The 2,013-nt window shown below is 59.2% G+C and carries 2 protein-coding genes; both read right to left on the bottom strand.

Annotated elements, in window-relative coordinates:
- Positions 1 to 452: DNA repair protein RecO (recO, locus tag EN935_RS33265; RefSeq protein WP_127374087.1), on the bottom strand; the 452-nt coding region annotated here is incomplete at its 3' end.
- Between the two features lie 137 nt (positions 453 to 589).
- Positions 590 to 1,756: a porin gene (locus tag EN935_RS33260; RefSeq protein WP_127263201.1), complete on the bottom strand. Its 1,167-nt coding sequence runs from the start codon at positions 1,754 to 1,756 to the stop codon at positions 590 to 592.
- Between the last annotated feature and the right edge of the window lie 257 nt (positions 1,757 to 2,013).

Genomic DNA, 2,013 nt, shown 5'->3' with positions numbered 1-2,013 from the left:
CATTGGCTGAGATCGAGGCCAAAGCCGAGTTCGTCCAGCACCAGAAGCTCGAAGCGCGCGACCAGTTCGCCGGCGGCGTCGGCATCGTCGAGATGGACGATCATCACGGCAAGCGTTTCGTAGAGACCTTCATGGGCGTCGCGCTCGGGCAACAGGCGCAGATGCGCGGCCATGGTCTGCAACCCGTAGACGGCCACCGCGCTGTCCATCAGCCGGGCCGCGTTCATCTCGATCGCCTCGGCCTGGAACGTGCCGAGATGTTCGTCAAGGCGCGCCCGCCACAACAGGTCGACACGATTGCCGGGCTGGAGAACGGGCTGCTGCTTGCGCGAACGGCCGCCACGAACAAGGCCGAGATGACGGCCATGCGCGCGCGTCATCACCTCGAGAATGGCGCTGGTTTCGCCATGCTTGCGGGTGCCGAGAATGATTCCCTCGTCGCGCCATTCCATACAAGGAGCTTTTCACCGGTTGGATGGCGAAATCAAGGTATGGGTTTGGTGCTCGACAGGCCGACACCTCGCATCAGCATACAAAAAGCCGCCCGCAGCGATGTGCTGCGGGCGGTCTGGTAAGGTCTGTCGATCGGTTAGAACGAGCGCTGGAAGCGGAGAATGCCGCCGATGTTGCTCTTCTTGCTAGCCTTGGTCCAGTTGCTGAAATCGGCGTCGCCGAACTTTCCAGCATTGAGGTAATCGACTTCAGCCGTGACCGTAAAGCCGGGCACAACGGTGTAGGCTACGTTAGCGGCGATGCCGAGGTTCTTCCAGTCGTCATAGGAGACCTGGGCGTTGAACGAGGTCTTGTCGTTGAACTTGTAGGTGCCACCGCCCCAGACTGCCCAGTTGCCGCCCCACTGTTTGTAGAAGCCGCGACCTTTGGCATTGATGGCGTTGGTCGGATCGGTGAGATTGTCATCCGTGCCGTAGCCGGCCATCAAGAACAGCGACAATTCGTTGGTTGCCTTCACGTCAAGGCGAACCTTGCCGGCGACCTCTTCGTAGTTGCTGTCATAGGCGACGACGCCGGTGATCGCGCCCCAATCGGCCTTGTACTTCAAGCCGCCGACGACATGCGGAACATAGCTGTCGATCGTATTGACGCCCGTGCCTTCTTCGAGCGAGACCAGCCCCGAAAAGCCATTGCCTGCGTCGAAGTAGTACTGAACGACGTTGCTCTCCTGCCCGCCATACGGAACCAGCGTATCCTGGATGACGTTGCCGGCATAGCCGATGAACGTATCGAAAGCCGTATCGTCCTTGCCGACGCGCAGGCCGCCGAGCTGAATCCAGGCGAAACGCAGCGAGAGAGACTTGTTACGGCCTTGCCAGTCGTCCGCATTGGAGGCGGCTTGATTAAGATAGTCGCCGCTGCTGTTGCCGTAGTTGAAGCGGGTCTCGGTGTAGGTCTTGAGGGTACCGAGCTCGGTCTCCTGACCGGTCCAGGTCTTCAGCGTGAAGCGGGTGTTCTTGTAGTAGGTTGAGTGCGTGTCGCCGGCGCTCTGGTGGTCCGGAACGTGGTTGACGCCGTCGAGCGAGCCGGCATCGCCGACGCCGATGTCATAACGGACATAGCCGCCGATGCGCAGGCAGGTCTCGGTGCCGGGGATATAGAAGTAACCGGCACCGTAGACGTCGCAGATCTTGACGTATTCGGCCGGCTCCGGTTCGGCGACGACGACAGCGTCAGCCGCGCGCGCGCCACTGACCGCGATCAGTGCCGCGGCTGAGCCGAGAAGGAGGCTCTTGATGTTCATTTTCTGACCTCTCCAGTCAAAGTTTTAAATGGCTTCGGATTTGTGGCTGGCGGCAATGTTTTCCCGCCTCACCCCCACAACGAAAAAGGCTCGCACCGCTTCCCCTTTTCGAGGGCGAACATACCCATCGATCTTCCGCCTTCAATGACGATTTTCGAAATAACGCCGATTCCGTTAACAGATTAATGCTGTGTTGCACAAATAACACTTATCCAATGCGCTATGGCACAATCGGCACAACGTCACATATTCAATAT

The organism is Mesorhizobium sp. M7D.F.Ca.US.004.03.1.1, from assembly GCF_003998635.1.
Taxonomy (GTDB): domain Bacteria; phylum Pseudomonadota; class Alphaproteobacteria; order Rhizobiales; family Rhizobiaceae; genus Mesorhizobium; species Mesorhizobium loti.
The sequence above is the reverse complement of the archived record's forward strand: the minus strand, read 5'-3'. Positions and strand labels throughout refer to the sequence as shown.

Excerpts from the sequence above, each read along its gene's own strand:
- EN935_RS33260 (WP_127263201.1), bottom strand. The coding sequence starts at position 1,756 with ATGAACATCAAGAGCCTCCTTCTCGGCTCAGCCGCGGCACTGATCGCG.